Origin of the sequence: Candidatus Acidulodesulfobacterium ferriphilum (genome assembly GCA_004195035.1) — a bacterium.
In the GTDB taxonomy this organism is placed as follows: domain Bacteria; phylum SZUA-79; class SZUA-79; order Acidulodesulfobacterales; family Acidulodesulfobacteraceae; genus Acidulodesulfobacterium; species Acidulodesulfobacterium ferriphilum.
Window position 1 is genome coordinate 343701 of the sequence record SGBD01000001.1, and the last position, 26362, is coordinate 370062.

Sequence of the window (26362 nt, forward strand, 5' to 3'; positions counted from 1 at the left end):
TATTCTAAATAAAAAGCGAACTGACCGAATCCTCGTCATAAATCCTTTTAACCGCTTCAGCCAAAAGATTTGCAACACTTAAAACTTTAATTTTATTTGATAATTCCCGCCTGTTCTTTTGGTTTATAGTATCGGTAATTATCAGTTCTTTTATCGGCGAATTATCTATTTTATTCATTGCCTCGCCCGAAAGAACGCCGTGCGTCGCCATTGCAATTATCTCGCTTGCCCCGTTCTCGGAAAGCGCAGCCGCTCCCTGAGTAATCGTGCCTGCAGTATCTATCATATCGTCCAGCATAATGGCGGTTTTATTTTTAACATCCCCGATAACATTCATTATTTCGGCAACATTTGCCTTTACTCTTCTTTTATCGATAATAGCAAGGTTTGAGTTTAAATGCTTTGCAAATGCTCTTGCCCTTTCCACCGCCCCCGCATCTGGAGAAACCACTACCATATCGGCAGGGTCCAAATTTTTTTCGTTTATATATTTCATCAAAACAGGAACGGCATATAAATGGTCAACCGGAATATTAAAAAAACCCTGAATCTGTCCCGCATGCAAATCCATTGATAAAACCCTGTCCGCGCCTGCGGTAGTTATAATGTCCGCCACTAACTTAGCAGTGATCGGCACTCTCGAGGCTGTCTTTCTATCCTGTCTTGCATACCCGTAATAAGGAATAACAGCTGTTACCCTTTTTGCCGATGCCCTTTTCATAGCGTCAATCATTATTAAAAGCTCCATAAGGTTTTTATCGACAGGGTTTGATGTTGATTGAACTAAAAAAACATCATACCCGCGGACATTTTCGCTTATGTTTATAAATGTTTCACCGTCGCTAAAATTATAAACCTCGGCATCTCCAAGAGATATACAAAGATATTCGGCCATTTTTTTCGCCAAATCTATATTTGAATTACCCGCGAACAGTTTTAATCTATCGAGCATAATTTTTCCTTTTGGCTGGGGCGGGAGGATGATTCGCATCTTTGCCGCCATAAAAGCCTTCGGCTTTTATAAGCACGCGGTCAAAGATATACTCATGATCGCCCAACCGGTAATATTGTTAATCTTACTTACTGCTTTCGTCATACATTATGCTGGCTGGGGCGGGAGGATTCGAACCTCCGAATGCAGGAATCAAAATCCTGTGACTTGCCGCTTGTCGACGCCCCAATTTTAAATAAAATTAAAGAGGATTTTGGGATTTTAATGCTAATCCTGGCTATTTATAGCGGCTTCATACGCGCTAAGCACAACCGATTCTATCATATCTCTTGTTTCATTATTTAACGGATGAGCCGTATCTTTAAATGTTCCGTCCTTTCTTTTTTTGCTCGGCATTGCAACGAACAAACCTTCCTTGCCGTTTATTATTTTAAGGTCTCTGACAACAAAACAGTTATCAAAGGTGATAGTAACATAGGCTTTTAGTTTTTCTTCATCAACAGGAAACACATTAACTTCAGTAACTTGCATAGCAAACCTCCAAATAAGATAAGTTGCGTAAATAATTTATAAAGTTGTTGCCAAAGAACCTGATACTATCCTTCTATTAAAAGGAGCTGACTCTAAATTAGCCAGATATGCTACCGCCTTTTCTTTGCTTTTAAATGCGCCAAAAACAGTGGAACCGCTTCCCGATAAAAGGGATACTTCGGCGCCACGCCGCATCATAGAATCCTTAATTTCCTTGAGCATCGGATACTTTCTAAATATTACGGCCTCGAAATCGTTTTCAAATTTTATATTTTTAAAATCTAAGTATTGAATATTATAATAATTTAGGTTATTTGTCAATAAAAAATCGTCAAAATAATTATATGCCTCTTTTGTGCCTATTCCAAAATCAGGAATTATGATTACAATAAAGTATTTTGGCAATGCCGCCTCGGGGATTTCGTAAATATTTTCTCCAAACCCCGTTATAATTGCATCGCCCTTAGTTAAAAAAAAGGGGGCATCCGACCCCAATTCAAAGGCTAATTCTTGCAATTCACGGAGACTAAATGCCCCCCCGAATATTTCATTTAACTTTAGTAACATCCCCGCGCCGTCGCTTGATCCGCCGCCTAATCCCGCTTTAAGAGGGATATTCTTTTCTATTAAAACATCGATGCCTTTATCTTTAATATTTAATTTTTCAAAATAAATTTTAGCCGCTTTTATAATTATGTTGTCCAAGTTTGCAATAGATTCTAATCCTGATTTAAAAATATCTTTCTTTAGTATTTTGCCGGAAATAACGGAAATTTCATAGCAACCATCCGTAAATTTAAAAGAAATTTTATCAAAAATTCCAATTTTACGCATTAAAGATTGAATTTTATGAAGATTATTGGACCCCTTTTCGCCTATCTTTAATGAAAAATTAACTTTGGCGGGGGCATGATAGCAGAAACTTGTTGAATCAGGGGGGGTTAGCTTTTCGTAATCCTTAAAATAACGGTTCAGATGTTCCATAACGAACTTATGGAATTATGCGCAAAATTTATAAATAATTGCGGATAAATACCCATTAGCAATGTAAAAAATAGGCAGATAAAAATTACTATCATTAATCCTTCGTTTATTTTACCGTTAACAATGCCGAAATCGCTGGAGGGCTTACCTGTATCGGCTCCGCCGGCCATGCCGCCTCTCTGTACCCCATTTGGCGATGCAATTAATTCTTCCTTCTCAGGCATATACATCTGTACTATTATCTTTATGTAGTAAAATGCGGCAAAAGCGCTGTTAATAAAGGCTATTAAGACCAGCAGGTTATATCTTGATTTAATTGCCGCCGAAAACACGTAAAATTTTCCCATAAAGCCTGAAGTGACAGGGATTCCAGCCAAAGATAAAAGAAAAAATGTCATGGCGGCTGCAACGACAGGGTACTTATATCCGATGCCCGAATATTTCTTAATGTCTAAAGACATTAAATCAAAATTTTCAAATATAATGACAACCGCGAATGCCCCGGCTGTCATAAAAACATACGCCAATAAATAAAAAAGGGTTCCGGAATATCCGTAATATCCGCCGCCTATAATCCCCACGAGTATATAGCCTGCTTGCGCTATGGACGAATATGCCAGCAGCCTTTTAATATTTGAGGACATAAGAGCCGCAATATTTCCAAATGACATCGAAAGTATAGCAAGCAACCATAATATATTATTAAAGTTCATTATATTAAAATTATAAATAAGGGAAAATATTCTTAAAAAAATTGCAAAAGCCGCTATTTTAACACCTGTTGCCATAAAATTAGTAACCGGCGTGGGAGCTCCGTCATAAGCATCCGGCGTCCATGCATGAAACGGAAAAAGCGACATTTTAAATGCAAGCCCCACTAAGAATAAAATCAGTCCTATAGCAAGATAAATCTTTATATTGTCAAAATTTACCAATCCTTTGCTTGCAATATTAACGATAAAAAAATGGATATTATACAAATTTAGATGGCCTGTAGCGGCATAAATAAATACTGATCCAAAAATTAAAAACGCGGATGCAAAAGTCCCGAGCACAAAATATTTTAATGCAGCTTCGGTGCTTCTTGCGTTTCCCTTTAAATAGCCTGTGAGAATATATGCGGTAATAGACATAAATTCGATAGACAAAAACACCATAATAAGATTATTCGATGATACCAAAAGCATCATCGAGGCTACCCCGAATAAAATAAGGCTATAATATTCGGGAAGCGGTACTTCAAAATTATTTATATAATTGTTTGACATCAAGATTGTTAAAAAACCTGAAAAAAGGATGCCGATAAATAAAAATACGGAGAACCTGTTGAAAACAATAGAGCCATAAAAACCGTCTATTGTCCTCCCTGACAACATTAAAATATAAAGCATGGAAAAACCAATGCTTATAAGGGAAAGATAATATGGATTATCACTTTTTGAAAGTTTTTCAAAAAAAGTAAGAAAAAGAACTATAAAGGCAAAAATTATAATAATAGCCTCAGGTATTACGCTTAGCATGCCTTCTTCCAAAAAATTAATATTATATACTTGCGATACATCAAGCATTGGACAACCCCATCTTTAATTTAATTAAATTGTGAATATATCCATGACGGCTTATCATGCCGAGAAAATGTACCACCGTAGGATCAATTCTTTCTAAAAACGGCGCGGGATAAAATCCTATAAGAAACATCAGCAATATTAACGGTAAAACCGTAATAATTTCCCTTAAATCCATGTCCTGAAAACTTTCTATTTGAGGGTTTGTGATGCCTTGAAACATAACCCGCTGGAACATCCATAACAGGTAAACCGCCGCAAAAATTATTCCGCTTGTGGCAATTATCGTTAAAAGCATATAATGATTAAAAGACCCGACCAATATTAAAAATTCCCCCACAAAACCGTTTAAACCGGGTAGTCCGATGGACGCCAGAACGGAAATCATAAAAAGTGTAGTAAGTATCGGGGCTTTTTTTGCAATACCGCCAAAATCCGCAATTTGCCTCGTATGCGCCCTCTCGTAAAGCATTCCTACGAAAAGAAATAGCGCTCCGGTGGTAATCCCATGGTTTAAAAGTTGAAGGATAGAACCATCCACGCTAATTGCGGACATTGCAAATAAGCCCAGCATTATAAAACCCATATGCGAAACACTTGAAAATGCCACCAATCGCTTTAAATCCTTTTGAACTATAGAAACTAATGCCCCGTATAGAACCCCTATAACTCCGATAATAATAACTATCGGCGCAAGCATTAAAGTTGCGCCGGGCAAAAGAGGCATCGCAAACCTGAAAAATCCATAAACCCCAAATTTTAAAAGAACACCCGCAAGTATGACGCTGCCCGCTGTAGGGGCTTCGGTATGGGCATCCGGAAGCCATGTGTGAAATGGAAAAACCGGTATCTTAATCGCAAAACCCAAAAATAAAGCGATAAATAGCAATATTTGAAGATTAATCGGTATATGAGTATTATATAATCTCAAGATATTAAATGTAAAATTTCCCGTCTGATCGTAATGAAGTATAAAGATATAAATTAACCCGAATAACATTATAAGCGACCCCGACAATGTGTACAGGACAAATTTGACGGCCGAATACACCCTTCTGCCCGTTCCCCACATTCCGATAATAAAATACATAGGAATCAGCATGAATTCCCAGAATAAATAAAATAAAAGAACATCTAACGACGCAAATGTTCCAATCATAAATGTTTCGAGTATCAGCATCAATATGACAAATTCCTTTACATGGTCTTTTATATATCTATAGCTTGAAATGAGGGAAACAAATGTTAAAAGGGTCGTTAATAAAATTAAGAACAGGCTTACGCCGTCTATCCCCAAAAAATATGACGCGCCGAATGTGCTTATCCAGTTTAATTTTTCGACAAATTGGAATTTATATGTATCCGGTTTAAAATAAACAAAAAGATAAACCGAAAAAATAAATTCTACAAGGGATAAAATTGAGGCAAGATTTCTTAATAATCCTTCATTTTTTTTATTAATAAACATTAATAAAATAACCGAAGCCAATGGAAAAAAAATCAATATAGACAAAAGATATTTTATAAAGAAATCCATATTCGTTAACCTTCGTTAAACCGTTATTAAATTAATATATGCTTAAATCACCTGATAAAAAAATAAAAAAGCAATGCGGCAACCCCGATAGTCAGAGTTAAAATATAACTCATTAACATGCCGTTTTGGATTCTTTTTGCTTTAACCCCAAAAAATGCAAAACCTGATGCAATACCGTTAACAGCTCCGTCAATAATTAAAACATCTACAACCTTCCATAAAAAATTGGAAAAGCTCAGGGTCGGCTTGACAATTATTGCATTATATATCTCATCGATATAAACCTTGTTATAGGACAATGCGTATATAGGCTTAAAAATATTTTTAATCTTTTCAGGGTCAATAGCCTTTTTGATATATAAAAGATAGGCTATAAATATTCCAAGAAGCCCTACCAAAACAGATATGAGGCTTAAAATGTACCACGGAGTATTGTTGACGAATGGGGCAAAGTTATATGAGTTTTTGAAATCAACATGTAAAAAACTATAAAATACGGAATTATTAAATGGGGGGATACCCAGAAACCCGATTATTAAGGCAAGCGATGCCAGTATTATCATGGGAATCGTCATAATTTTCGGAGATTCATGGACATGCACCTTTGGATCTAGATTAGATTCTCCAAAAAAAGCCGTGAATATTAATCTAAAAATATAAAAAGCGGTCATTAAAGCGGTAATTTCTCCAATTACCCATGCAAAATAGAAACCCTTATTGTAAACATCCGCCAATATTGCGTCTTTACTAAAAAATCCGGAAAAAGGGGGTATGCCGGAAAGGGCAAGGCCGCCGACTATGAATGTAATAGCGGTAGTTTTCATCTTTGAATATAGCCCGCCCATCTTTCTTAAGTCTAACTCGCCTGCAAGTCCATGCATTACACTGCCCGCGGTTAAAAATAGCAGCCCTTTAAAAACCGCATGCGAGATAAGATGAAATATTCCTGCCGTATAAGAACCAATGCCCACGGCCATGAACATATATCCCAATTGGCTTATGGTTGAATATGCTATAATCCTTTTAATATCGAACTGCGTCAAAGCTATAAATGCGGCCAAAAATGCGGTAAGCGTCCCAATCGTTAAAACAACTTCGGATGCAAATTGCGAATATGAAAAGATTACATGAAATCTTGCAATCATATAAACGCCGGCGGTAACCATGGTAGCCGCATGAATTAATGCGCTGACCGGGGTAGGTCCCTCCATCGCATCCGGCAGCCACACATGCAGAGGGAATTGCGCCGATTTTCCAACGGCTCCCGCGAATAGCAGCAAAGCGATAATCGTAACGGTAATGGACGGAATGGACGGAATCATTTTGAATATAGTTTCATAATTGAGGGTTCCCGTAGTGACAAATAACAAAAAAATGCCGACCGCAAACCCGAAGTCTCCCACTCTATTAACTATAAAGGCTTTTTTCCCCGCATCCGAAGCGGATTTCTTCTCGTACCAGAACCCAATCAGGATATACGAACAAAACCCGACAGCTTCCCAGAATACATATAAAAGCAACAGGTTATTGGAAATTACGAGCATTATCATGGAGAAAACAAAAAGATTTAAGAACGAAAAATATCTCGCAAAACCCTTGTCATCCTTCATATATCCTATCGAATATATATGCACGAGGGCGCTTACCCCCGTAACCATAACGAGCATCACGACGGAAAGCCTGTCTATGACCGCAGATACCCCTGCCTTAAAGTTTGCCGCATGAATCCAGGGATAAAGCGTGGTCGTAAATCCATGCGTATATGAAACGATAAAAAACAAAACGGAAGAAAGAATAAAGGATATTACTACAAAAGAACTTGCTATATAACCGGAATACCCCTTGAAATATTTTCCAAATAATCCCCAGAGAAACCAGCCCGCAAAGGGAAATAACGGTATCAGCCATGTAATTATAAATTTTGCGTCCATCAAGAATACCCTTTTATACTTTTATGTTTATATTGAATGTGGCTTATAATTTTAATTCATTTGCCTTATCTATATCGACCGTTCCCTTTTCCCTGTAAAACGCAACGGCAATGCCAAGGGCTATTGCGGCTTCGGCGGCGGCCACGACCATCACAAAAATAACGAAAATGTCTCCGTCTATAAGATTAAGGTAGTTTGAAACGGCAACGAATCCCAAATTGGCGGCATTAAACATTAACTCCAAACTCATAAATATTACTATTAAGTTTTTGCGCATTAAAACGCCGAGCATCCCGATGCAAAAAATTATTCCCGCAACTATTAAATAACCGTTTATCGACATTTTTATTATAAATTAAAATTATTTAAATTTAGTTAATTCAATTAAGATTTCTTTTTGGCAAATAGATAGGCGCCGATTATGGCGACCAATAAAAGAACAGATGCAACTTCGAACGGAAATATATACTTTGTAAATAAAAATTCGCCTAATATCTGCGTATTCCCAATTTTATTAATTAAAGCATGCGTATAAATACCCGTCGGTTTTTTTGGGTAACCGTTAATAATATAAATGGTTATTTCCGCCAATAAAATTATAAAAATTACCCCCGCTATGAATATCTGGTGCAAATCCATTTTAATTTTTTTTATTTTTGAAAGATTGAGCAGCATGATAACCAATACAACCAATACCATAATAGCCCCGGCATAAACAAGGATTTGCATGGCCGCAAGAAACTGCATATCTAACAGGACATAAAAACCGGCAAGAGCAAAAAAGCAAAGCACTAAATATAAGGCGGAAGTTAAAGGGTTTTTCATCGATATGACCATTAACGCCGAAAAAACAGCTATAATTGAAAAAATATAAAAAAGCGCTTCCAAAATTATCCTCTTAATAAATTATTAATATTTATCTGGATTCTATTAACTTTTCTACCCCGTAAATTCCTTCGTCCCGCGTATAAAAAGCTACTTCATAATTACTTCCCATGCTTATTGCTTCTTCAGGGCAAATCTCTTCGCAATAGCCGCAGCAGATACATCTTAATAAATCGATATCAAAAGACGACGGATGCCTTCTTCCGTCATTAAATGTATTATGCGCAAGCTTGTCTAAGCTATGATTATGCTTTTGCCTCTCCGTAAGTTCGTGATTGTCGCCGTAATCTACATATCCTGATTTTATTTTAATGGCCTCCGACGGACATACGGTCTGGCATAAAAAACATGCAACGCACCTTAACGACCCGTCTTTATTTACATTAAGTTTGGGAAAGGCTCTGAATCTTTCGGCTATTTCAAGCCTTTCTCTCGGGTATTGAAAGGTTACGGGTTTATTAAAAAAGGTCTTTATCGTAGTCTTTAACCCCACCAATAAATTTTTAGAAATTTCTATAATAGAATTTTCCTGTTTCTTAGTATCCATATTATTTTATTTGTTTATTAATATCATTATAAAACCGGTAACTATAATGTTAGCCAATGCCAGCGGCAATAAAAACTTCCATCCAAAATCCATGAGTTCGTCATACCTTAACCTTGGATATGTCCATCTTAACCATAAATAAATAAGTACGACAAAAAAAAGCTTTATTAAAAACCATAAAACCGAAGGAAGGAAAGGACCCTGCCATCCTCCTAAAAACAAAGTAACTATTATCGCGCTATTAACTACTATTTGGGCATACTCGCCGATAAAATAGAACGCAAACTCCATACTTGAATATTCCGTGTGAAACCCGGCGACAAGCTCTCCCTCCGCCTCTCCTAAATCGAAAGGAACTCTATTCATTTCAGCCGTGGAAGCAATCAAATAAATTATAAAGCCTACAGGCTGATAAACTATAAACCAGATATGCGACTGCTCGGAAACTATTCTGGATAAACTCAAATCCCCCGCGATCATTATTACTCCAATAATAGAAAGGACAAGGGGAATTTCATAGCTGATCATTTGAGCCGCCGTACGTATTCCTCCAAGCAATGAATATTTGCTGTTGGAAGCCCAACCCCCCAAAACCACTCCGTAAATCCCGAGCGATGACAATGCTAAAATAAAAAGTATTCCGATATTTACATCCGTAATCTGAAGCGGAACGGTATGCCCCAGAATCTTAACAGGCGCGCCGAACGGTATAACCGCGAATGTAGTCAGCGCAGGAATAACCACTATTATAGGGGCCAAAAGAAACAAAATCTTATCGGCATCCGCGGGTATAATATCCTCCTTAAAAAAAAGTTTTATTCCATCCGCTATCGGCTGCAATAACCCATGAAATCCCGCTTCCATAGGACCCATTCTGTTTTGGATTTTCGCCGCCACCTTACGCTCTAAAAGTGTCAGATAAGCCGCCGCCGCAAGCAAACCCGCGAAAACGATTAATATTTTTATAATCTCTGCTATAAGCCAAAATATCATAATCTTTGCTTATTAAAATAAATTTAGAATTGTTACAGTATTTACATAATACCACAACAACTATTTTTAATTAATAATATAACTTAGTTTTATCGTTATAATAAAATTTACTTTTAGTTTTAATCTTATTGTAATATGTTGCATTCTCTAACTTTAACGATTTAACGAACTCGGACAATTCATTCTTTATATAATTAAACGAATATCCTAATTTGTTTGAGATTAAGGTTAAAAAATCTAAAATATCGCTTCTATATACGCCCAAATCAAATTCATTATCCAAATGTATCTTTTTACCCTCAAAATTTTCATAGAACGCATCTTTTGATTCAAGAAAATCGTACACCGGTATAACGACATCCGCCATAGTAGATAATATGCTCGCCTTAGAAGAAAAAACGGCTAAAAACTCTAAATCCGTTATATATTTAGTCAATTCTTTAGTTATGTAATTACTTATAGGGTCGCCTATATAAATGAGATTTTTTATTTTCCCCGCATCAAATCCCGAATATATAGAATTAAAACCTAAAAGATTAGAGGGGTTTACCCCCGCGCTTTCAAGTCCTCTATAATTAAAAGGCTTCATAAGAGGATAAACATATACTATTTTTTGTTCATCCCTCAAAAATTCGACCATTTCTTTAATAGCAAGAAAATCTTTACCCATATTATAAGCCGACATTGGAAAGTCGCCGATTATAATGGAAATAGAATTTGACTTAAGAATATTTTTGGATACCCTGTTTAGCTGACTGTCCATTTCATCATCTTTTTTAAAGCCGTAATCGTAAAGATTTAATCTTAGACTATTTAAGAAATAGTGTATTTCAGATAACTCTATATCCTTCCTTATATGTGCAATATCCTCAAATCTTGTTAAAACAGGATTTACTTGTTTTTTAATATTTACAAGTAAAAGTTTTCCTCCATGTTCCCTGTGTGTTTTCATAATGTTATATGAAACATACGGAATTTCATCCTCTATAGAGCCGATATACAATATTACATCGGAATTTTGTACGGCTTTAATCTCGAAGTTTTCTTCGTTTTTAAAAACGGTTTTAAATTTATTAAAGTTCTCCCTATAAAATTCCGGTTCGGCTATATCGAAATAGGCGGGTTTTAAAATATATTTCACAAAATTAGAAATTACGAACCCATCATTTGTGGAAATACCCGGGGATACTAAAACTGCGGTATTTTCCATGCCGTTTTTTCCGGAAATATTTTTAATTCTTAAAACAAACTCATTTATTGCATCTTCAATGCCTGTTTCTTTCGGCATAGATTTCTTTTTAATAATGGGGGCTTGAATATAATAGCCGTCCGATTTTCCGATACCCTCGTAAAAAAATCCGGAGCGGCACAAATATCCGCCGAATAAAGAAGCAGTTCTGACCAAAGATTCTTCTTTATCATACCTGTAATACTCAATCCTGCATGCGGCGGAACATTTATCGCAGACGGATGAAAAGGGCGACACCTGCCAGTACCTTTCTTTAAACTTCGAAGGTTTTGAAATTAATGCGCCGACGGGACAGACTTCGATACAATTCCCGCAATAATAGCAATCTAAATAATTTACCTCCGGCTTAATTTCCATAAACCCGCAGTTCTCGGATGGAATTGCGCCCATTTCCAATTTATCGTCTTGTTTTAAACCGATGTAACCGTTATACCCTTTGTCTTTGATTTGATAAAACGGATTCCCGTACATATCTGTGCATACCCTAATACACCTTGAGCACAGCACGCACCTCGTAGCATGATATTCGATAATATCGCTTTTAAATATATGCGTTCTATCAGGAAAAATCTTTTCATTTTTCTGGGTTGTGATGCCAAATTCAAAAGATAAATCCTGTAAACTGCATTCGCCGGATTTATCGCAAACGGGACAATCAAGAGGATGATCCAATAGAAGATGCGACATTACTTCTTTTCTCACTTTCCATAGTTTTTCGGTATCGGTTAAAATTTCATACCCTTCTTTTACTTTTGCGACGCAAGACGGAAGAGGATTTTTAACTCCTTTAACCTCAACCACGCAAATTCTGCATGAGCCGATAGGTCTTAGCCTCTTAAGATAGCAAAGCGTTGGTATTTTTATACCGTTTTGGGCGGCGGCCTCAAGAACGGTAATACCTGATTTAGTCATTATTTTTTTGCCGTTTATCGTAATTTCGATATCCATTTAATTCAATCCTGTAAACATGTACAAATATATGGCTTTTTAAAATAAAACTTTCTTTCTATCGTGCATCTCGAATCTAACTCTTTTAATGTGTTTGCTTTGAAATTTTATTTAAACTTTACAAGCATAAGAAAATAACACCTCATACACCTTGTGGCTTCATAAATAACATCATCGCTGGTTAAACCCTTGTCAACTTCCATAAAATTACTTATGCGCATCTCAACATCTTCTTCCACCTGTTTAGCTGCAGGATTTCCTTTCGGAAAATCGGTATAATCTATTATCTCTTTTTTGTCATAAACACCAATCTTTTCTAACAGATATTCAAAAAGGCAATCGTCCGTTGCTTCAAATGAGCCCGTTCTTATATATTGATCTATCCTTCTTGCGGCATTTTTACCGTCGCGATTTGAATCGACTATGCTGATGGGTCCCGTAAATGCGTCGCCGCCGGCGAATACTCCAGGCATATCGGTCATATGCGTAAACTCGTCCGCTATTATTATTTTGCCTTTACCTGTTTTAATCTGCGGCGTATCTTTCAAAAAATCAAAATCCGGAACCTGCCCGACCGCCATAATAAACGAATCACATTCTATGTCAAAATCGGAACCAGGAACTTCCACGGGGCTTCTTCTGCCACTTTCATCGGGATCTCCGAGTTTCATTTTTATGCACTTTACGCCTTTAACCGCCCCGTTTTCTTGGATAATACTCACGGGGTTAGTCAAAAATTCAAATTTAACGCCTTCTTTAATGGCAGTATCGATTTCGTAAGGAGCTGCAGGCATCTGCTCTCTCGCTCTTCTATATACAACGATAACTTCTTCGAACCCTAACCTGATTGCTGTCCGGCAGCAATCTATAGCTACATTGCCGCCCCCTTCTATGATAACCTTCCTGCAGGTTTCGATTTTATTCCCAAGGGAGACATCCCTTAAAAATTTAACCCCTTCATAAAAACCCTTAAGGTTGTCCTGCTCTCCTGGCAACCCTATATTTTGTCCCTTATGTGCGCCGACCGCAAGGAAAACGGCTTTAAAATCTTGCCCAAAAAGATCCCTTATCGTAAAATCGGTTCCAAGTCTTTGATTTAATTTATAATCGATTCCGGTAGAAAGGATATAATCAATTTCTTTATCTAAGAATTCTTTCGGCAACCTGTATTTCGGGATGCCGACATTCATCATTCCCCCCAAAACGGGCAGCGCTTCAAATATCACGGGCTTATAGCCCATTAAGCGCAAATAGTACGCACAGCTTAAACCGGCGGGACCTGAACCGACGATTGCTATTTTAATCCCGTTGTCTTTGATTGCGAATTTCGGTTTGATATCGGAATAAAATTCGTTATCGGCGGCGAATCGTCTTATTAAACATATCTGAATGGGCTCATCGACATTAGCCCTGCGGCAATTGTCTTGGCACGGATGAAAGCAGGTTCTTCCCAAAATCCCTGCTAACGGGGTATTTCTTCTCGCGGATTCGAGCGCGTCTTCAAATCTGCCGTCCCTGACCCTTTCTATCCAGTTTGGAATATCGAGTTTGGATGGACAGCCGTTAATGCAAGGGGCGGTTATCTTAGTTATATAATCCCCTTTCGGTATAATTTCTTTATTTATTATTGCGTTTTCGAAATCTTCCCTGAAATTATCTATTAGTTCGGTAACGGCTAACGGTCCCATGGTTCCCACGGTGCACTTAGAAGACGATAAAATCCATTCGCATTGATTCCTTAATCTATCCAAATCTTCTAAAATAGCACGACCGTTACATATATGTTCGAGAATATCGGAAGCAACCGAAGTTCCAATCATGCACGGGGTACAAACGCCGCAAGAAATCTTTTGAAGTTCGTTCATATAGCATCTTGCCAGATCAACTTTATTGTCCTTGTCGTCAAGCAAAGCTATGCCGTTCCAATTAAGTATGGAGGATATTTCGGCGTGGCCCGTTCTTTTAAAGAATGAAATATCTAATTTTGAACCAATTTTATCTATAATCTTCATATAGTCTAAATTTAATTTATGATTTTATCTTTTACCTGTCCACTTCTCCCAGCAATATATCCACACTGCCCATAATCGCAACTAAGTCGGCTAACAAATGCCCCTTCGTCATTTTACACAAAGCGCTGATATTACAAAACGACGGCGGTCTCACCCGCATGCGGTAAGGAAAAGCCGAACCATCCGACACCAGATAAAAACCAAGTTCTCCTCTCGGATTTTCTACGGAGTGGTATGCCTCGCCCTTTGGCGGCTTTATGCCCTCCATACCGTATTTAAAGAGCGATATCATGCCTTCCATTGTGGTCAACGCCCTTTTTTTAGGGGGGATAACATAGCGGGGATATTCGTCATAGCTTAAATATTCGCCCGCCGGAATATTTTCGACCGCCTGATTTATTATTTTAAGGCTTTGCCTCATCTCTTCTATTCTTACGAAATATCTATCGTAAACATCTCCCGTATCTCCAAGAGGGATTTCGAAATCAAAATCTTCATAGCTTGAATAAGGGTTTGTCTTCCTGACATCATATTTTAATCCGCTGCCTCTGAGGGAAGGCCCGGTCAATGCGAAATTAGCCGCATCTTCGGCGGAAATTATACCTAAATTTTTGGTTCTTTCTAACCAAATTTTGTTCTTTGTGAGTAACGCTTCATACTCGCTGACTTTTTCGGGAAAAATTTTTATAAAATTCCGCGTTTTATCTATAAAATCTTTGTGTATATCCATTGCTAAACCGCCGACCCGATAAAAGGAAGGGGTCATCCTTGCGCCGGTAACCGCTTCTATGATATCTAATATTAACTCTCTTTCGCGAAAACAGTATAGAAACTCGGTTAAAGCGCCTATATCAACGGCGTGCGTACCCAGCCATACAAGATGGGAACTGATTCTTGTAAACTCTGCAAGGATAACCCTGACATATTCAGCTCTTTTAGGGGCTTTTACGCCGCAAAGCTTTTCGACGGCAAGAATATAACCCAAGTTATTTGAAGCGGCGGAAACATAGTCCATTCTGTCCGTAATAGTCTCGGCCTGATGGTAGGTTCGGGATTCGGCATATTTTTCCATACTTGTATGTAAATAACCTATAACAGGTTCCGCATTAACTACAACTTCTCCGTCTAATTGAACCAAAACCCTGAGAACGCCGTGAGTGGCGGGATGAGAGGGACCCACATTCAATGGAAATTTATCTGTCTCTATTAAGAAATCTTTGTATTCAAACATTGTTAAATTTCTTATTAATAATTTGGTGATTTATGGTTTTTGGGTTATTTCATCCATTTCGACATATCCCGGGGTATCAAAATTTATCGTTTCGACCGGCGGCCTTTGCCTTAACGGGTAATCTTTAAGAAGAGGATGCCCTTCCCAGTCATCGGGATTCAATATTCTTTTCAAATCGGGATGCCCCTTGAATTTTAAACCAAACATATCGTAAACTTCCCTTTCAAACCAATTTGCCGAATTGTAAAGCGGCGTTAAACTGGGGTAATCAGGCTCGTTTATTTTGCTTCTGCTCTTTACAAATATTCTGAAATTATTTTTTGTAGAATAAAAATTATAAATTACTTCTATTCTTTCGGGCTTCTTTGGATAATCAACGGCAAACAAGTCGGATAACATATCGAATTGCAGCCTGGAGTCGTCTTTTAAGAATTTTGCAAAATCTATAATATTTTCTTTGCCCGTGAATATATGCATATCGCCATTAGAAGTTTCGATCGAAGAAACTAATTTTGGCATAGATTCCTTTATGACGCTAAGTGCAAATAAGACATCCATCTCTTTAAGGCTCATGTTTATATTAAATTTATGTTATCTTAAGATAATTTAAAATTAAAAGCTTTAGTTCGGGTTTACTTTAAAATCTTAGGCGGTTCCCCGCTTTTTATAGTCCCTTTTTCTATCTTTTCTTGAAGTTTTACTATGCCGTATATGAGGGCTTCCGGTCTGGGCGGACAACCGGGGATATAAACATCGACGGGAATAATTCTGTCAACGCCCTGAACTATGCTATAAACATTAAAAAGCCCCCCTGAACAGGCACAATCACCCATTGCAATAACCCATTTCGGATTTGGCATCTGATCATAAATTCTTTTAACCATGGGAGCCATTTTATATGAAACCCTTCCTGATACGATAATTAAATCGGATTGCCTGGGACTTGACCTGAAAATTAAACCTAATCTATCGAAGTCATACCGGGAAGAGGCAACAGTCATCATTTCGATAGCACAACAGGCCAAACCAAATGTCGCAGGCCAAATCGACCATTTTCTGCCCCATGAAACAAGCTTATCTAACGATGTCGTTATAATGTTATCACCCAGATGTTCTTCTATTCCCATCTAAGCGCCCCCTTTTTCCACACATACAAAAGACCTATGACTAATATTATGATAAACATAAACATTTCTATAAATCCGAAAAGCCCCAGCTCTGAAAAAACAACGGCCCAAGGAAATAAAAAAAGCGCTTCGATATCAAAAAGAAGAAAAAAAATGGCAACAAGATAAAATTTAACATCAAATCTGAAGTGGGCATCGCCTGTCGGTTCAACCCCGCACTCATAAGGTTTTAATTTTCCGATTTCGTATGTTTTTTTTCCAATAAAATTTGAGGCTATAATTGTAAAAATGGCAAATAATATGGCTATTACGAGCATTATAAGGATGGGTAGAAAAGAATTCAAACTATCTCCATTCATATTATTCATAATGTTACACTAAAATAAATTAATTATAAATATGCGGTTGGATATATCGTATAGAATGTATCATATAATATATTCAAAATCAATAAGAAAAATAACTTAATCTTTATGTTGTTTTAAATAGTATAACATCGTTCTGACGCCGACCCCCGTCGCACCCTTTGGATTATAAGTAAAACCTGTTTTAGTAAAGGCAGGACCTGCTATATCTATGTGGCACCATTTGACTTTCTCCGAAACGAATTCTTCCAGAAACATCCCTGCCGTTATGGCCCCGCCATATTTATTTCCTACATTTTTGACATCGGCGACAGGACTTAAGAGTTTTTCCTGCATATTATCGTCGAACGGCAATTCCCACATTTTTTCGCCGGAAATCTCGCTTGTCTTGATAATGCTGTCTATTAAGCCTTTGTCGTTTCCCATGACCCCCGAGGTATATTCGCCTAAAGCGACAACGCAGGCTCCGGTCAGGGTGGCCATGTCTATTATCTCTTCCGCCCCCTGATTCTCCGCAAAGGTCAAAGCATCCGCAAGCGTTAAACGGCCCTCCGCATCGGTATTTTCTATTTCGATAGTCTTGCCGTTAAGCGCTTTAACTATATCATCCGGCCTCTGAGCGCCGCCGTCCGGCATATTTTCGCAGGCGGCTATAATGCCGTGAACCTCCGCATTCAGGTCCAGATTAGAAATGTATTTCATTATTCCCAGGACGGCGCAGGCTCCAGACTTATCCGACTTCATAGTCGTCATAAAATCGGCCGGTTTCAAAGAAAGCCCGCCGCTATCAAAGGTTATACCCTTTCCTACTATTGCAATCTTTTTAAGTTTAATTTTTTTTGTTTTATTTTTCGGCTTATAAATCAGATGGATAAATCTGGGAGGATTTTTTGAACCCTGCGCAACCCCGTAAAAGGAAAGCATACCCTTTTTAAGTATCTCTTTCTCGTCGAATATTTCACATTCTATACCCTCTTGCGCGGACAAATCCTTCGCAATATTTGCGAGATACTCGGGTGTAGCGATATTTCCCGGCTCGTTAACTATATCTCTTGCAAAATTCGCGGCTTGGGAAGTTATTTTTCCGAATCCTATGCCTTCCTTAATATTTTCCTCTTTGTCCTTACCTGCTTTAAGCGAATCGAAATGAATCCCGACAATCTTAATATCTCCCGCTTTGCTATTATTTTTATCGTCATCTTTTGTCTTATATTTTTTAAATTCGTATAAACCTAATAATGCTCCCTCTACAACGGCTGAAGACATATAAAACAATCCGTTTTTTATATAATATTCTTCGGGCAATCCGGGAATTATAAAAATTGCCTCTTTAATTCGATTTGTTTTGGCAATTCTTAAAGAGCTTGAAACAAAATATCTCATAGAATCATAATTAAACTTATCTTTTTTGCCTATGCCGTGCACCAATGAAAGAATAGGGGATTCAATCATTGCATTTTTCCCCTTTTTTGCCTTAAAATTAAGTTGTTTTAGCCTTTTATATATAAACTCGAATTCTTTGAGGGTTTTATTCTTTAAAAAACTGCCCTCATCCCCTTCAAAGACTCCAAATATAAAAATACGCTCAAACCGCGGCACAACTTTACCTTTTAAAATTTCCCCGATAGATTCGATAATTTTAAATTCCAATGTAATACCCCCCCCGTATTATTTTTTTATGTTTTAATACTTATTTTTAATACTTAAACCTTTTTATTATCCCTATAAGCTTTTCCAGCTCCCCGTAAACGGAAGCCGCTTCTTTGGCAGTGCTTGAAGACTGCTTCGAATTTGATGCGGCAAGATTCGATACCATTTCGATATTTTGGGAAATCTCGTTTGTTGCCGCCGTTTGCTCCTCTGATGCCGCGGCTATGGAATTAACCTGGTCTGCCAGGCCTACTATGTTTCTTTCTATGCTATTAAGCGATTCTCCCGCCTTTGAAGCATATTCCACCGATAAGCTGACTTCTTTCATCGTGGAATCCATCGAAGATTTTGTATTTTGGGTGCTTTGCTGTATGGTTTGAACCTTCGATACTATCTCTTTTGTTGCCTTAACCGTTCTTTCCGCAAGCTTTCTTACCTCATCCGCCACAACGGCAAATCCCCTTCCTGACTCTCCGGCGCGCGCGGCCTCTATTGCGGCATTAAGCGCCAGCAGGTTTGTCTGATCGGCTATATCGTTGATAACCGAGATTATTTCTCCAATCTCGTAAGAACCCTTTTCGAGCCCGTTTATTAGGCTTCCAAGTTCTTCCGTAAGAACGGCCACATTTTTAATACCGTTTATCGCCCTTTCGACTATGTCAAAGCCTTCTTTTGCACTGCCGGAAGCCTCTTTTGCGACACTGCTTAAATTTTGCGTATTTTTGGATATCTCTTTAATCGTCTGACTCATTTCTTCCGAGGCCGCTGCCACATGCGTCGAAAGCAAAGCCTGTTCTTTAGCCTTACCGCTTATTTCATCGACATGGGTTTCTATCGATGTGTTTACATCGACAATGGTCATGGCCTCTTCGGTTATAGATTTTACGATTTCTCTTATATCTATAATAAATTTGTTAAATTTGTTAGCGACGGATGTAATTTCATCATATACGGAATTTTTATAAACATCGCATTTTATGCAAATCTGCCCACCCGTATCTCCATACCGGTCTTGCTGCTTATCCCAGCATCTCGGCTCCAGTTCATCTTCTTTAAGCATGCAATTCTTGCTTTTCTTCATCATAATAGTTGTCTTATTATAACAGTCCATAGGAATAAGCTTGCTTAAATCTCCGTCTCCCCTTACAATATCGTTCAGCTTATCGTAAAGATTTTTTGTCGGCTTTATAAAGATAGATTTTAATAAACCATATATGGCTAAAATAGATAGAACAAGAAAGATAAAGGAAACGATAATAATGTTTCTCATAAAAATATTGGATGAGTTTACGGCATTTTTCATGGAATAAATAAGCTTAACCCCGCCGAGCGTCGTCCCGTCTTTAACCGTATGGCACATAAGGCAGTTTATACCCCTGGACATCTTTTTTGCGACAAACGGAACGCCGACTTTTAGATATTCATGTCCGTTTTTATTGAATATACTGATAATTTCCTTATTTGACCCCAGTATTTCTTTGTCAAACTTAGTTGTCGGATTTTCATGTTTGAGCCCTGGACCGAACTCTTTATTAACGGCTTCGCCTCTTATAACTTTAACATCTTTAATGCCCTGAATTTTTTTAAATATCCCGAAAAGCTGCCTTCTATCGGACTTCTTAGAAATAGTTCCGTTAAGCATCATGGCATTTAAACTGGAAAGCACCGTTTTGGCAGTAACGACGGCATCGCTTGATGTCATTTTAACGGACATTTTGTTCTGGCTGGAAACAGAGTAATAAGTTAAAAATGATAAAATTAAAATAAAAACGAAAGTGATTAGGAAAAGTAGTTTGGTCTTAATAGAGACCTTTTTAATCAAATTTAAATCCACCTTATTTATCCCCCCTGCCTGCATTAAAATAAATAATAAAAATCTTTATAATGATATCAAATATAATAAATATAATAAAACAAAAAAGTAAATGTTTTAAAATATTCCGTCGTCAATAGGCTTTATGTATAAAGCCTAGAACTAATGCGGACTCTGCCCTTGCTTTAACACCCTTAGCTTTCTGTAAAGATTTCTTTCGCTTACCCCGATAATACCCGCAATTTCGGATTTGCTCAACTTTTTAGAAAAAAGGTATTTGATATATTCTTCTTCTATTTCTTTTAAAGTCGGATTTTTATCAAAGAGCGTCTTTCCGTTAACCGCATCCCTGTCATTATCGTATGAAACTTCAAGCTGAATAGCTTCCGGCGGTATTTCTTCTTTGCCGTCGGATAAAACCATTGCTCTTTCGATAACATTTTTTAATTCCCTGACATTGCCGGGCCAGTCGTAGTTTAAAAGTTTATTTTCGGCGGATGCGGAAAGGTGCTTTGAAAATTTAATTTTATTTTCTTTCGTCATAAAAAAATGGGCTAAATGAGAAATATCTTCTTTTCTCTCTCTTAAAGGCGGAAGCTCTATCGTAAAACCGTTTATCCTGTAAAATAAATCACCTCTAAAATGACCTTCTTCGACCATCTTTTTTAGATTTTTATTTGTTGCGGTTATTATTCTTGTGTCGATAAAGAGGTTTTTGGATGAACCTACCCTCCTGAAGCTTTTCGTATCTAATATTCTTAGAAGCTTCGCCTGTATAATACCGCTAACATCGCCAATTTCATCGATAAAAAGCGTTCCCTTGTCCGCATATTCCAGAAGCCCTTTTTTAAGGGCATCCGCTCCTGTAAACGAACCCCTTTCATGACCGAACAACTCCGATTCGAACAAATTTTCGGATAAATTACAGGAATCGACAATGATAAGGGGGTTATCTTTTCTGATCGACAGCTTGTGGAGCATATTCGCGCTTAATTCTTTGCCTGTGCCTGATTCTCCAGTAATCAAAACATTCAAATCCGATTTGGCGGCGGCGGAAATATCTTCTATCACCTTCGATGCCGCTTTAGATTTTCCTATAAAAAACCGCTTAAAAATCTCTCTTTTAAAATAGGCGGCATAATTTTTTAAGTTAATATTTTCGATTAGTTTTTTTATGGTTATGCTGAGTTCTTCGAGACTTAGCGGCTTAACAAGGTAATCGCAGGCGCCAATTTTTAAGGCAGCCACGGCTGAATCGACGGTGCCGAAAGCAGTTAAGATAATTATCTCTATATCGTTCGTTTTTGATTTTACAATTTTTAATAGTTCTATGCCGGACTTTCGGGGTAATTTTAGGTCCGATATTATAATGTTGAAATAGCCTTTTTCTAATTTTTCTATTGCTTCTTCGGCAGAAGGAGCGGATTGAACGTCATAACCCTCGCTGCTTAAATAGTCCGTAAGTATATTTCTATAATTTATATCGTCGTCAACAATAAGTATAGAAATTAAATTGTTATCCATGGCTTTTATTTTTCTTTATCGTTATTTTCCCTGAAGTTGCTTTTAACCGGTATTTTTATTACGAATTTTGTTCCCAAATCCTGTTTAGACCTGACCTCGATCGAACCCCCTAGAGATTTAATTATGCTCAAAGATATGGAAAGCCCGAGCCCTGTGCTTCCCGCACCCTTATTTTTCGAGAAAAAGGGGTCAAAAATCTTTTTGATATCGGCCGGCGCAATACCCTGTCCATTATCTATAATCAATATATAAATATAATCCTTTATTATCCTGGTTATAAAATACACGACTCCCGACTCTTCCTGAACGGCCTGTATTGCGTTAAGCCCTATATTAAGTACGACCTGCCTTAACCCTGCTTCCGAGAAACTAATCAGAGGAGGATGTCTGGCAAAGTTCTTCTTTATCATAACATTTTTCTTATTTGCCAGGAAGGAAAGCAAGGAAAGGCTCTCATCCACCGACTTATTGACATTTACTATATCTGCCTTAACCGATACGGGTCTGGATAGGAGGAGAAGCTTTTTTGTAATATCTTTACACCTCTCTATCTCCGTTCTTATTAACTCAAAATATTTTTTAATATCGCAGCTGCCTTCTTTGAAACCGCCGGGAAGATTGCTTTGAATGGGTTCATTGTTTCCGATGCACATCCTCATCATATCTACGGAAGCCAGTATATTGTTAAGCGGATTATTTATTTCATGCGCCACGCCCTCGGCTAAGAGGCCGACTTCGGAAAGCCTTTGAGATAAGTTAAATTTAAGCTGGGCATCGGAACCGCTTCCCAGACACCTCAAAACCTCGACCGCATATCTTTTGCCCGTTGAATTATCATACAAAGGGGATGAATTTATTTCGACGGCAATTTCTTTTTTTTCCGACCCGTAATGACCGTGTATAACCTTAACCGTCTTCCCTTTTTTAATAACCTCTTCCACCGAACACGATTCTAATAAGGGGTCGCACGGCTCGTCCCTGAAATGGCTTATCTTATAACAATAGCCTCCTATAACATCCGAAACTGGCAGGCCGGCATCATTTAAAAAACGCCTGTTTGCATAAACTATTTTGTAATTTTCATCGATAACGATAACCCCGTCATTTATGTTATCTAATATGTCATCCGAACTAAAAGCTAAAACCTGTTTTTCCCTATTTTCCATAAATAATCCCATAAATAAATTAATGAATTAAATATCGATAGAAAATTTTGTTAAAGGTTTGTTAATATAAACACTTTTTGGCTGATATCCCCAATTATTATAACACAATTATAAACCTTGAATAGGATTAATTGAAAAATTTTACTTCAACCTATTGACAATATTTCAAAAATCTATTAATATTAGCTTTTATATTTATAAATTTATTTTTAAGCAAAGAGGATTATCTTATGAATGATTACGCTATCATAAATTCAGGCTCAAAGCAATACAAGGTATCTGCCGGAGACCTGATAAGAATTGAAAATATAGGTAAAAACAAGGGGGATGAAATATTTTTTAAGCCGAGCATGCTGAAAAATAACGACAATATTCTTTTTGGGGAACAGGCTTTAAAAGATGTAAATGTCAAAGGTATCGTGGTCAGAAACGGAAGAGCAAAAAAGATAATCGTGTTTAAGATGAAACGCCGTAAAGACGAAAGAAAAAAAAGAGGACATAGACAAAATTTTACCGAAGTCAAGATAACCGACATTCAATAAATAACCTTCAGGGCAAAAATTTAAAATTTTAAATACGCGGATAATAAAAAAATAAATAATACTTTATCTAATAAGGCACAGGTGTAATTATGGCTCACAAAAAAGCAGGCGGCAGTTCCAGAAACGGGCGGGACAGTCAAGGTCAAAGAAGGGGAGTAAAAAGATTCGGCGGGGAATTAGTAAAGCCGGGCGAAATCATTGTTCGCCAGGTTGGTTCATCTTTCCACCCCGGAAAAAATGTCAAAGAAGGAAGGGATTATACTCTTTACTCTATAATGAGCGGCTTTGTTAAATTTCACGCAGGAAAGAACAATAGAAAATTTGTCAGCATTATCCCCTTAGAGAAATAATCGCCGCGATTCCGGATTCAACGATTCAACCTATGCATCCGCCGCATCCAAGCCCAAATACGCCGCAAAGGCGGGCTGCCGGACGGAACGACATTTCAGGCGGCTTTGTTTTACCTCAAAATTCCTCATTACATAAAATCAATTACTATAGAATCATAATTTAAATTTAAGATGAAATTCGTCGATAATGCCGTGATAACTATAGCCTCCGGCAACGGGGGCAAAGGTGCAGTGAGTTTCAGGAGAGAAAAATTCATTCCTAAAGGGGGACCCGACGGCGGAGACGGCGGAGACGGCGGGGATGTCATTTTTAAAGCATCCCACAATATAACAAGCCTGCTGGATTTCAGATATAAGCCAAGGTTCGCCGCCGAAAACGGCGGGAATGGACAGGGCAACAATAAAAAGGGCAGGGACGGAAAAGATATTATTTTAAATGTTCCCGTGGGAACGGCGATAATAGATTATGACTCGGGCGAAATAATAGCCGACTTGACAAAAGACGGGGAAAAATTTATAGTTTTGCAAGGTGGCAGGGGCGGGAAAGGAAATACCTTTTTTAAATCCTCCGTTAATAGAAGGCCGCGGTTTTCGCAACCCGGGACACAGGGGGAAACAAAAAAAATCCGCCTTGTTCTTAAAAGCCTGGGAGATGTAGGCATAATCGGTCTTCCCAATGCCGGAAAATCCACCCTGATTTCTAAATTGTCCGGAGCTCATCCCGAAATAGCGCCGTATCCCTTTACGACAAAAACGCCGAGTCTCGGCGTCTGCCGCGACGAAGATTCCAATAAAACATTTACGATAGTCGATATACCTGGCATTATCTCCGGCGCGGCCGAAGGCACAGGCTTGGGTTTAAGATTTCTAAAACACATAGAAAGATCGAACATACTTCTGCATTTAATCGAAATAGGCAATATTGCTGAAGTCGAAAATCGGTACGAAACGGTCATAAACGAAATAAATAAATTTAATAAAGAAATCCTTAAAAAAAACAGGATAGTCGTCATAAATAAAATCGATTTAATATCCAATTTAAAAGAACTTAATAAAATAAAGGATGAAATTAATAAATTTTTCGATAAAAAGGGTATTAAACCGCTTTTCATTTCCGCATCCGAAAATATGGATATAGACGAATTGAAAAATAATTTAAACAAATTGATTTGTTGATTTGTTATAATAATTATAAAAATGTGATATATAAATTCTTCCGAAAATAACAAAAAGCATAATAAATGAATAATAAAGAATATAATGCATTAAACGATTTTAGAAAATATTTGAATTCCAAAAAAAGAATAGTTTTAAAAATCGGCACGCAGGTACTCTTAGGCGATAAAGATAAACTTTCTTTATCCGCCTTTAAAAGAATTTGCAGTTTTTCGCATTCGTTAATACGGCAGCAAAAAGAAGTAATATTAGTTTCATCGGGAGCGATAGCCGCCGGAAAAGATGTATTAAATACCCCGTCCCCTTCAAATAATTTTTCAAATAATTTCAGCATGCCGGAAAAGCAGGCTTTTGCCGCTTGCGGACAGGCGATATTAATGAAAAATTACGGCTCTTGTTTTAAACAATACGGAATAAAAACAGCGCAAATCCTTTTAACGAAAGACGACATATCCTCCAGAAAAAGGTTCGTCAATGCAAGAAACACAATATACGAGCTGTTAAAGAATAAGGTTGTGCCGATTATAAATGAAAATGACACTATTTCCTACGAAGAGATAAAATTTTCCGACAATGACCATTTGTCGGCTCTCGTTTCAAACCTCGTATGCGCCGACTTATTAATAATTCTTTCCAATGTCCATGGCGTTTACGACAAAAATCCTGTATTGCATAAAGATGCGAAACTTATTAAAACGATAGATAACATAAAGGATTTTATGAAAGATTTTAAAGAAACATCTAAAAGTTTGCAAGGCACAGGCGGAATGAAATCAAAACTTTATGCCTCGTTTATCGCCGCCGGCGCGGGGACAGACACTATTATTATCTCGGGCAAGGACGGAAAAAGCCTTGATTCGTTCGCCGGAGGCATACTGACGGGAACATTCATTCCGTCTTTAAAAAATAACATTAACAAGAAAAAACACTGGCTTTTATTCGGCATGGAAAAAAAGGGGCAAATAGTAATCGATAAGGGGGCAGTCGACGCAATTATCAACAAAAATAAAAGCCTTCTTGCAAGCGGTATTCTTGCAGTAAACGGCGAATTTAAAAAAGGGGAGGGGGTTTATATCGTTAACGAAGAAGGTAAAATTTTTTCTATCGGCATATCCAATTTTGATTCGAAGGATATAAAAAGAATTAAGGGACTTAAATCCCATGAAATAAAAACAAAATTTGGCGAAGGCATCCTTTCGGCTTTAGTTGTGCATAAGGACAAATTGGCCGTTACCGCTTAATTAAATATATTAAGAGCATGATAATAAAATTATAATAAAATTT

The 26362-nt window shown here is 37.6% G+C and carries 24 protein-coding genes and 1 tRNA gene; 4 read left to right on the forward strand and 21 right to left on the reverse strand.

Annotation, left to right across the window (positions count from 1 at the left end):
- Window positions 1-4: 4 nt before the first annotated feature.
- The 21 genes from EVJ47_01770 to EVJ47_01870 all read right to left on the reverse strand — a co-directional run bounded on the left by EVJ47_01770 (window position 5) and on the right by EVJ47_01870 (window position 23022).
- Window positions 5-952, reverse strand: a complete 948-nt coding sequence (locus EVJ47_01770; GenBank protein RZD15539.1) for a ribose-phosphate pyrophosphokinase — start codon at window positions 950-952, stop codon at window positions 5-7.
- A gap of 153 nt (window positions 953-1105) precedes the next feature.
- Window positions 1106-1180, reverse strand: a tRNA-Gln gene (locus EVJ47_01775).
- Window positions 1181-1219: 39 nt separating this feature from the next.
- Window positions 1220-1483: a septation regulator SpoVG gene (spoVG, locus tag EVJ47_01780; protein ID RZD15029.1), complete on the reverse strand. Its 264-nt coding sequence runs from the start codon at window positions 1481-1483 to the stop codon at window positions 1220-1222.
- Window positions 1484-1519: 36 nt separating this feature from the next.
- Window positions 1520-2467: a 4-(cytidine 5'-diphospho)-2-C-methyl-D-erythritol kinase gene (gene ispE, locus EVJ47_01785; protein RZD15030.1), complete on the reverse strand. Its 948-nt coding sequence runs from the start codon at window positions 2465-2467 to the stop codon at window positions 1520-1522.
- Entirely contained in the window at window positions 2455-4035 is a 1581-nt protein-coding gene (locus EVJ47_01790) for an NADH-quinone oxidoreductase subunit N (protein RZD15031.1), read from the reverse strand. Before EVJ47_01790 ends, ispE begins: the two co-directional genes overlap by 13 nt.
- Window positions 4028-5569: an NADH-quinone oxidoreductase subunit M gene (locus EVJ47_01795; GenBank protein ID RZD15032.1), complete on the reverse strand. Its 1542-nt coding sequence runs from the start codon at window positions 5567-5569 to the stop codon at window positions 4028-4030. The genes EVJ47_01790 and EVJ47_01795 overlap by 8 nt, the downstream gene beginning before the upstream one ends.
- Before the next feature lie 47 nt (window positions 5570-5616).
- Window positions 5617-7500 carry an NADH-quinone oxidoreductase subunit L gene (locus EVJ47_01800; GenBank protein RZD15033.1) on the reverse strand — a complete coding sequence of 628 codons (1884 nt, stop codon included), beginning with the start codon at window positions 7498-7500 and terminating at the stop codon, window positions 5617-5619.
- A gap of 43 nt (window positions 7501-7543) precedes the next feature.
- Complete coding sequence (nuoK, locus tag EVJ47_01805; GenBank protein RZD15034.1) at window positions 7544-7843, reverse strand: NADH-quinone oxidoreductase subunit NuoK; 300 nt, start codon at window positions 7841-7843, stop codon at window positions 7544-7546.
- Between the two features lie 41 nt (window positions 7844-7884).
- Window positions 7885-8388, reverse strand: a complete 504-nt coding sequence (locus EVJ47_01810) for an NADH-quinone oxidoreductase subunit J (GenBank protein RZD15035.1) — start codon at window positions 8386-8388, stop codon at window positions 7885-7887.
- Between the two features lie 28 nt (window positions 8389-8416).
- On the reverse strand, window positions 8417-8932 hold the full coding sequence (locus EVJ47_01815; GenBank protein ID RZD15036.1) for an NADH-quinone oxidoreductase subunit I: 516 nt from the start codon (window positions 8930-8932) through the stop codon (window positions 8417-8419).
- Window positions 8933-8938: 6 nt separating this feature from the next.
- The gene (gene nuoH, locus EVJ47_01820) at window positions 8939-9925 is read right to left on the reverse strand and encodes an NADH-quinone oxidoreductase subunit NuoH (GenBank protein ID RZD15037.1); all 987 of its coding nucleotides are present in this window, start codon (window positions 9923-9925) and stop codon (window positions 8939-8941) included.
- Window positions 9926-9995: 70 nt separating this feature from the next.
- Entirely contained in the window at window positions 9996-12122 is a 2127-nt protein-coding gene (locus EVJ47_01825) for a 2Fe-2S iron-sulfur cluster binding domain-containing protein (GenBank protein ID RZD15038.1), read from the reverse strand.
- A gap of 107 nt (window positions 12123-12229) precedes the next feature.
- Window positions 12230-14134 carry a dihydropyrimidine dehydrogenase subunit A gene (locus EVJ47_01830; protein RZD15039.1) on the reverse strand — a complete coding sequence of 635 codons (1905 nt, stop codon included), beginning with the start codon at window positions 14132-14134 and terminating at the stop codon, window positions 12230-12232.
- A gap of 31 nt (window positions 14135-14165) precedes the next feature.
- Window positions 14166-15365 carry an NADH-quinone oxidoreductase subunit D gene (locus EVJ47_01835; protein ID RZD15040.1) on the reverse strand — a complete coding sequence of 400 codons (1200 nt, stop codon included), beginning with the start codon at window positions 15363-15365 and terminating at the stop codon, window positions 14166-14168.
- A gap of 30 nt (window positions 15366-15395) precedes the next feature.
- Window positions 15396-15938, reverse strand: a complete 543-nt coding sequence (locus EVJ47_01840) for an NADH-quinone oxidoreductase subunit C (protein RZD15041.1) — start codon at window positions 15936-15938, stop codon at window positions 15396-15398.
- 59 nt (window positions 15939-15997) lie between these two features.
- Window positions 15998-16492: an NADH-quinone oxidoreductase subunit B gene (locus tag EVJ47_01845; GenBank protein RZD15042.1), complete on the reverse strand. Its 495-nt coding sequence runs from the start codon at window positions 16490-16492 to the stop codon at window positions 15998-16000.
- On the reverse strand, window positions 16483-16851 hold the full coding sequence (locus tag EVJ47_01850) for an NADH-quinone oxidoreductase subunit A (GenBank protein RZD15540.1): 369 nt from the start codon (window positions 16849-16851) through the stop codon (window positions 16483-16485). Before EVJ47_01850 ends, EVJ47_01845 begins: the two co-directional genes overlap by 10 nt.
- Window positions 16852-16956: 105 nt before the next feature.
- Window positions 16957-18456 carry a leucyl aminopeptidase gene (locus EVJ47_01855; GenBank protein ID RZD15541.1) on the reverse strand — a complete coding sequence of 500 codons (1500 nt, stop codon included), beginning with the start codon at window positions 18454-18456 and terminating at the stop codon, window positions 16957-16959.
- A 97-nt stretch (window positions 18457-18553) separates the two neighbouring features.
- On the reverse strand, window positions 18554-20365 hold the full coding sequence (locus EVJ47_01860) for a methyl-accepting chemotaxis protein (protein RZD15043.1): 1812 nt from the start codon (window positions 20363-20365) through the stop codon (window positions 18554-18556).
- Between the two features lie 117 nt (window positions 20366-20482).
- Complete coding sequence (locus EVJ47_01865; GenBank protein ID RZD15044.1) at window positions 20483-21844, reverse strand: sigma-54-dependent Fis family transcriptional regulator; 1362 nt, start codon at window positions 21842-21844, stop codon at window positions 20483-20485.
- A gap of 5 nt (window positions 21845-21849) precedes the next feature.
- Window positions 21850-23022, reverse strand: a complete 1173-nt coding sequence (locus EVJ47_01870; GenBank protein ID RZD15045.1) for a PAS domain-containing protein — start codon at window positions 23020-23022, stop codon at window positions 21850-21852.
- Between the two features lie 218 nt (window positions 23023-23240).
- Here EVJ47_01870 and rplU point away from each other — a divergent pair, with 218 nt between their 5' ends.
- From rplU to proB, 4 genes are all read left to right on the forward strand, one after another.
- Window positions 23241-23552 (forward strand): 50S ribosomal protein L21, encoded by a 312-nt coding sequence (rplU, locus tag EVJ47_01875; GenBank protein RZD15046.1) that lies wholly within the window; start codon window positions 23241-23243, stop codon window positions 23550-23552.
- Between the two features lie 89 nt (window positions 23553-23641).
- Window positions 23642-23902: a 50S ribosomal protein L27 gene (locus tag EVJ47_01880; GenBank protein ID RZD15047.1), complete on the forward strand. Its 261-nt coding sequence runs from the start codon at window positions 23642-23644 to the stop codon at window positions 23900-23902.
- A 171-nt stretch (window positions 23903-24073) separates the two neighbouring features.
- On the forward strand, window positions 24074-25078 hold the full coding sequence (gene obgE, locus EVJ47_01885; GenBank protein ID RZD15048.1) for a GTPase ObgE: 1005 nt from the start codon (window positions 24074-24076) through the stop codon (window positions 25076-25078).
- Window positions 25079-25143: 65 nt separating this feature from the next.
- Window positions 25144-26319, forward strand: a complete 1176-nt coding sequence (gene proB / locus EVJ47_01890) for a glutamate 5-kinase (GenBank protein ID RZD15049.1) — start codon at window positions 25144-25146, stop codon at window positions 26317-26319.
- The last annotated feature ends 43 nt before the right edge of the window (window positions 26320-26362 follow it).